Here is a 7137-nt window from a genome sequence, read left to right as displayed (position 1 = left end):
CACCTACTCACTTCGCGTTCCTTGAGGAAGGAGTCTTCTTGGCTAAAATGATAAATTTTTTTGCACTTTCAAAAACTTCAAAGCCTCTTTCTTCAAGAAACTTTACATTTTCTGATATGTCTATTTTTCTCCCCTCGTACCATCCCGCTTTTTTTAATTCTTCTATTTTCTTATTTGATATTTTCATTTTCATTCCTCCTAGTAATCAATGTTATAGAATCCAGAAAACGTTCTACTACAATTATCACAAGGTTCAGCAAAGCCACCTTGTAGGTTTTCCGTTCTAATCATAAAATTATCATAATGGTCGTAAACACATTGTTGGAAATGAAGATATCATTCATAGTGATTTTGTCTTTGACGCGCTCAAGCAAAACAAGAGATCATAAGGCTGCAAAGCGCCTTTTCAAGAAAGCCTTGCGGTCTTTTCATGTTTCAAAGCCATGTGTGATAACAGGCGATAAGAATCCAGCTTATCCTATAGCAATTGAAAAGCTAAAAAAAGAAAAAAGCATACCTAACGGTATGCGACTTAGACAACAAAAGTACTTGAATAACATAGTAGAACAAGATCATTGCTTTATAAAGAAGCGAATCCGTTCTATGCTAGGTCTTAAATCTTTTGACACAGCTACATCTATTCTTTCTGGAGTAGAAGCCATGCATATGATTAAAAAAGAACAGATTGCTTTACGGAACCAGTCTGGCCAAAATCAAAAAGAATTCATCCATCAATTGTTTGGACTTGCAACATAAGATACGATTCCGTTAGGAATATATATGCTTTATTCTCTTTTGTTTTATTTTTGCACAAGAACCTGTTTTAGACTTGATGCTTCCGCCTAATTATGTAAGTACAAACTATACAATATGTAACTTCTAACTATTCTTACTTAATCTTCTTCTCTCTTTTTCTAACCGTCTAAAAATCACACAGATAACACCGCCCGCCACTGTAAACAGAATGCCAGGCACCAATAATAAAAGTCCTCCTCCACTCATCCAAATTAACGCTATTCCTAAAATCAAACATATAATTCCAATTATCATCTGACCTCTTTACCACCCTTTACATAAAATTTCACCATGTTTGTAAAAACATTCTGATAAAATTATACCTCTTTACTTATAACAAACTCAACACTACTAAACTATCTGTTTCTCCCCCTTTCCTTCAAGAAATAAAACCCTAAGATTCCATTTTTCTCATACTATATATTATTATAATACTATATAGTATGATAGAGTAACAACGAGAGGAGATTATTATGGTAACGATTGGAATTGACCTAGGAACAACGAATAGTTTAGTAGCCTATTGGACGGATCATGGTGCAACCCTTATCCCAAATGCACTTGGCGAATATCTTACACCATCTGTCATCAGTGTTGATGAGAGCGGTGAAGTTTTAGTCGGACGCATCGCCAAAGAACGGCTGATTACCCATCCGCACGTTACAGCATCAACGTTTAAGCGATTTATAGGAACAGAGAAAAAATACGAGTTAGGTATGTATACATTTTCTTCAGAAGAACTTTCATCTTTTATCATTCAATCTTTAAAACAAGATGCAGAAGCTTATTTAAACGAAGCGGTTACTGGTGCTGTCATTAGCGTACCTGCTTATTTCAACGATGCTCAGCGCAAAGCGACAAAACGAGCTGCTGAAATTGCTGGATTAAAAGTTGAACGTCTCATTAGTGAGCCAACGGCAGCTGCTATCGCTTACGGACTGAATCAGGAAGCGGCAGAGACAAAATTTCTTGTATTTGATTTAGGCGGCGGAACATTTGACGTGTCCATTTTGGAATTATTTGAAGGAGTGATGGATGTTAAATCAATCGCCGGCGATAATTATCTTGGAGGCGAAGACTTCACAAACAGTCTCATGTCCTTTTTTTTAGAGTTACACCAACTCGATTCCGATTCCCTTGACTCAAAAACGCTATCTTTAATTTATGCACAAGCAGAACGTTGCAAACTTACATTATGTAATGAGCCTGCCGCGATTATGAAAGTCGTTATTCATAATGAGACGTATGAAACTCGCATTAACAGAAGTGAATTTGAAAAATTAGTAACCCCGCTCCTCTTACGGCTTCGCTATCCGATTGAACGCGCACTTCGTGATGCGTCGCTAAACCCTAAGGATTTAGATGCTGTCATTCTAATTGGCGGGGCGACAAGGATGCCGCTTATCAAATCCGTCATTTCTAAAATCTTCGGACGCATGCCTCATGCGAATATTAATCCTGATGAAACGGTTGCTTTAGGTGCTGCGATTCAAGTTGCTTTAAAAGAACGAAACAAAGCACTAGAAGAAGTTATCTTAACGGATGTTTGTCCATATACATTAGGAACTAGTGTTGTTCAAGCGTTCGGAAATGGACAACAAGAATCCGGATACTTCTTCCCGATTATTGAACGAAATACACCGATTCCTGTAAGTCGAGTGGAACGACTTTATACTGTCAATGATAGACAACACTCCATACTTGTCGATGTTTATCAAGGAGAAAACCGCTTGGTTAAAAATAACTTAAAACTTGGCGAACTTAAAATTAAAGTCCCTCCTGCTCCTGCTGGACAAGAGGCGATTGACATTCGTTATACATATGACATAAATGGCATTCTCGAAGTCGAGGTAATAAGTACAACAACTGGAGAGAAAAAAAGAGCAATTATCCAACAAAATGCCGGAAATCTTACAGAAAAAGAAATTGAAGCTAGACTACTAGAATTGAAGGAAATTAAAATTCATCCACGAGACCGGTCCGAAAACCGATTGCTGCTCGCAAAAGGCGAACGGCTCTATGAAGAATTACTCGGTGACGAACGCCAGAAAGTCGCTATCTTGTTACAGCAATTTGAAAATGCGCTCACAACGCAAAATGATAAAAAAGTGAAAGAAGCTGCTCATATATTAAAAGAGCATTTAGAGAATATTGAAAGGTGGGTCAGTCATTCATGAGCATTTGGGAAACGTTAGAAATTGAGCCTACCGATAATATTGCAGCTATTAAAAAGGCTTATGCAAAACTTCTAAAGATTTATCATCCCGAAGACGATCCTGAAGGATATCAGCGGCTGAGAGAAGCATTTGATAAAGCGATAAAAAGCGCAAAACAAATGAAGACCGCACCTCCCTCTCAACTAGAAAAAACAGATGAAAACGAAGGGAATTCCTATATCCATCCTGTATCTCCTACATGGATGGATGGTGATGTTGAACTTACCACTACTCTCGTTTCAGAACATCCCGTTCACGCATTTACGGAAAAAATCGAGACGCTGTATAACGATTTCTTTGCACGAATCGAACCGAAAAATTGGGAAGACTTATTAAGTTCCGATGTGATATGGGACGTAGAACATGCGGCAGTGATTCAAGATATATTAATAGAATTTTTACAATATCATTACCATTTCCCCCGCTCGATTTGGGAACTTCTCGACAATGTATTTCGCTTTAGTGAGCAAAGAGAGGAGTTAGAGTTTGAATACGGTGAAGAAACGGTGCAATTTTTGCTAGAGAGAATGAGCGGCGAGAAGGAGATGCGTTATGATATTTTCAAGAAAAGTGATGATTTAGATTTTGAAGCGTATTTTCATTTACGTGAAGAAGTCCAGCTCACACTTATGAATAATAACTTAGAAACAGCAAAAAGTGCACTCGATTTTGCATACGAGCTTTATCAAGAAGATCCGGAACTTTTACGCATGCAGGGCATTTATTATTTGCGCATCGAAAATAAAGAACGTGCGTTACAATCATTCAATGACATACTTCTCATTTGCCCAGATGACCTGGATGGTTTACTGTATCGCGCTCAGATTTACTATGACCGCGGGCAGTTTGCAGATGCTATCAAGGACTGTGAGCATCTACTTTCGATTGAGCCGGAGCATATGGACGCACAGTTCTTATTAGTGAAGTATTCGTTCGAATCAGGTGATATAGAAACTGTAGCCACTAGGGGGTTAGATGTGGTAAAGCGTTATCCGGAGCGCGTAGAATTTCGCTCATACAGTATTCGAATTCACACTGAAATTCCAGAGAAGAGACAGAAACAAGAAATAAATACGAAGTTTATTATCCACTATGCGCTATATCTTTTATTTATATTTATTAGCCGCACCTGGGTTTATTTGATCTTTATGATTCTTATTGTTTTAACCCCATTACCATCTAAATATGCATTACTTCTCCTACTCCCACTTATTTGGGAAGCATGGAAATTCGTTAGGCTTAAAACATTAGCATAAGGAGGAGACAGAATGCCTGTTTTATATAAAAGAAAACGAGAGAAACAGCTCGAACTATATTTCCGCTGTCTGTCTTCCGTTTGTTTGAATTGTTTTTATCTTACAAACTACTTTACCCGATATGAATTCACCCTTATCAGAGACCGCTTTATTGGGAAACGTTTTTTGAAGAACGTGTTATGGGCATGGAAGATCGAAAATTCGACGGAGTTAAAAGAGAAAATCATTTGGTTTTTAGAAGAAGGAACACGGCAGGAATTTAATCGTATACGCCATCAATTGATTCCTCTTTCCGAGGCAGCGCGAAAGCAATTATCGAAAGACCATCCTGACTATGAAAAACTTTATATTGCTAATTACGGATTACATATTTTGACGGATTCCGGAATTGCAGCGTTTGATTATGCATGGTGTATCTGTTTATGTCGGGTCGGTAGAAGACTCGGTTATTTATCAAAACCGGAAGCAAAGAACTTTATGATACAGGCTGCACGACTTTCACAACATTCTTATTCAGATTGGCACGAGTATTTTAACGCCTTTCGTATCGGCAGCCACTTTAACGCAAATGATATAGAATTCATAAATAAAGATAAGTATAATATTAATTACGTATCGCACTTGTTTGATTATAAAAAAACTCTATTGAGTGTTGTTCCATGGGAAAATAATCTACTTAAAGATTTAAGGTGAACTCCCCCCCACTTACCGGTTATCACCGCTTGAAGTGGGGGCTTCCTGATTCTACAAGCATTGCCTATCTCTTACGAGATCCGGTCTTACACGCTCTCCACAGGCGTAGATTATACTGTTCGGACAAGACCTTGCCCTACAGTTATATAGATGTTATGTACATTTAATAAGCTGGCTGATACGCAATTTGCATTAAGCCGGATTTTTCAATGTTAATCGCTGCATTGTGGTCACGATCCAGTATAGTACCACCTTAATCATTTTAATATCATCTTTATTAAATTCCATAATAAGGTCGTTCAATCTACAATTAGGGGTTATTAAAACTTTCTTAATCCCTAAGATGCCTTGTTTTAAATTATTTATTATTTTATTCCTCCCCCGCTAACTCCAACTTTCCCCAATCAGAAGCTACATGTAACTCTCTATCCTGTTCCACTTCATTATTCATATGCTCCTATCTCCTTTCCCAATTATGTATTATTTTTGTACCGTGCTTTATAATCTACATATTCTTTTTTTGCATCTTGATTATTACTTTTTTGACTATTAAAGTATGTGTGTATCTGTAACATATATTCTACTACTTTTCCCTCTTCATTCTTTTTCTTGTAGTCTATATCAATACTGACTTGCAGTATCTGCATTGGCTCTTTTACTGAGTCAAAATGAAGTACAATTGTCGCCCCATCATATTCATCATATTGTATTTTTAGCTTGTCATTAATAATACTCTGAAATTCTGATTCAGTTAAGCTATATCCAACTGTATTAGGCTGATCAAATTTCTTTGTATCATCGCCTGGCTTCATCTTTAGTTTCCCTATTCCTTTTAAACGATCCACAATTAAGTTAACGTAAGAAACATCAACATTAGAATCTGGACTTTGTTCCTGCCCATTTTTATACATAATATTTGTACTATAAACGGTTTCTTTTTTATAATTTTCGTTTGTCCCTTTTTCCTTTTTATTCTCTATATCAGTAGCAATTGTTTGTGTTGTGTCTCCATATAAACTTTTATCTTTTGTATTATATACACCTTCTGTAGTTTGACGAATTGTTTTACTGTGCTCCCCATCTTCTTTTTGCTCGTACATACTGTATATACCTCTTTGTGTCACATGTGCATATCCATCATCACTCGCAGACATAACCTTCGTCATATCTCCTTCTTCCAAAGCCTTTACAAATGGTTCATAGTCAATCTTCGTTTCTCCTAAACTACACCCTCCCAATAAAGACGCGACTATTGTCATAATAATCATCCCCTTAACTTTCTTTTTCTTCATACCGTCACCTCGTTCGTTACTCTTGGCATTTTCAGTTTGATTATGTTTCCTTTAACATAATAGTATACTTCCTCTCCTATTAAAATCGTAATTGTCCTTCCCTGCTAATTGTAATTTCCCTTCGTCGGGAGATAAATTAAAACGCCCCATAATTAACCTCAACCCCTTCCTAATTATTTATTACTATTGAATTGATTTTTACATTCTAAATATTTCGTTTTTGAATTTTGAGTATTTTCAACTTTGTCACTAAAACTCGCAGCAATTTGTTGTCGATGTAACAACATTTTATCTTGATTATTTTTTTTATAATATCTTACTACTAAGGTTATTTCGGTTATACTCATTGGGTGGTCCTTAGTATCTTTGGCAGAATTAAAGCCGATAACAATTGATGCATTTCTAAATTTATCATATTCTAACTTCAAATTATCATTTATTATCTCTTTAAATTGTGACTCTGTTAAACTATAACTAATGCTACTAGGCTCACTAAACTCTTTTATATCTTTGGTGGGTTTCATTTTAACTATACCTTGTAAACCTTCGACAATTAAATTAATAGTCGACACATCTAATTTAGGATTTTCACTTTGAGCTTCACCATTTTTGTATATAATATTGGTACTATATATGTCCTCTTTTTTATAATTTTTTGTTGTATCTTTCTCTTTTTCACTATCAATATCAGTAGTTAATACTTGATTTGTATTTCCATATAAAACTTTATCTTTTGTATTGTATATTCCATCAATAGTTTGATATATCGTTCTATCATGCATCCCATCTTCTTTTTCTTCTTTAGTAACAAAAATCATTTGTTCTTTCAAATGCGCATACCCATCATCACTCGCAGACATTACCGTTTTCATATCTCCTTCATCT

5 protein-coding genes and 2 pseudogenes are annotated in these 7137 nt (G+C 36.1%); 4 read left to right on the top strand and 3 right to left on the bottom strand.

Annotated features, from left to right (window positions below):
- Window positions 1-49: 49 nt before the first annotated feature.
- Window positions 50-187 (bottom strand): annotated as a pseudogene (locus CQ058_RS30450) (SUKH-3 domain-containing protein); the annotation flags it as partial.
- Between the two features lie 182 nt (window positions 188-369).
- Here CQ058_RS30450 and CQ058_RS30445 point away from each other — a divergent pair.
- From CQ058_RS30445 to CQ058_RS30430, 4 genes and pseudogenes are all read left to right on the top strand, one after another.
- Window positions 370-756 (top strand): annotated as a pseudogene (locus tag CQ058_RS30445) (DDE-type integrase/transposase/recombinase); the annotation flags it as partial.
- Between the two features lie 512 nt (window positions 757-1268).
- Window positions 1269-2972 carry a molecular chaperone HscC gene (locus CQ058_RS30440; protein WP_002191619.1) on the top strand — a complete coding sequence of 568 codons (1704 nt, stop codon included), beginning with the start codon at window positions 1269-1271 and terminating at the stop codon, window positions 2970-2972.
- Window positions 2969-4267, top strand: coding sequence for a J domain-containing protein (locus CQ058_RS30435; protein WP_002191620.1), 1299 nt, complete (start codon window positions 2969-2971; stop codon window positions 4265-4267). The genes CQ058_RS30440 and CQ058_RS30435 overlap by 4 nt, the downstream gene beginning before the upstream one ends.
- 12 nt (window positions 4268-4279) lie before the next feature.
- Window positions 4280-4960, top strand: a complete 681-nt coding sequence (locus CQ058_RS30430) for a DUF1266 domain-containing protein (RefSeq protein WP_002191621.1) — start codon at window positions 4280-4282, stop codon at window positions 4958-4960.
- A 473-nt stretch (window positions 4961-5433) separates the two neighbouring features.
- On the opposite strand, the gene CQ058_RS30425 is transcribed toward CQ058_RS30430, so the two are convergent.
- Window positions 5434-6252 (bottom strand): DUF3952 domain-containing protein, encoded by an 819-nt coding sequence (locus CQ058_RS30425; protein WP_105587806.1) that lies wholly within the window; start codon window positions 6250-6252, stop codon window positions 5434-5436.
- Between the two features lie 173 nt (window positions 6253-6425).
- Window positions 6426-7137 (bottom strand): DUF3952 domain-containing protein (locus CQ058_RS30420; protein ID WP_105590215.1); only part of this gene is annotated, 712 nt, incomplete at its 5' end.

Source organism: Bacillus sp. MYb56 (assembly GCF_002976445.1).
GTDB lineage: Bacteria > Bacillota > Bacilli > Bacillales > Bacillaceae_G > Bacillus_A > Bacillus_A mycoides.
The sequence above is the reverse complement of the archived record's forward strand: the minus strand, read 5'-3'. Positions and strand labels throughout refer to the sequence as shown.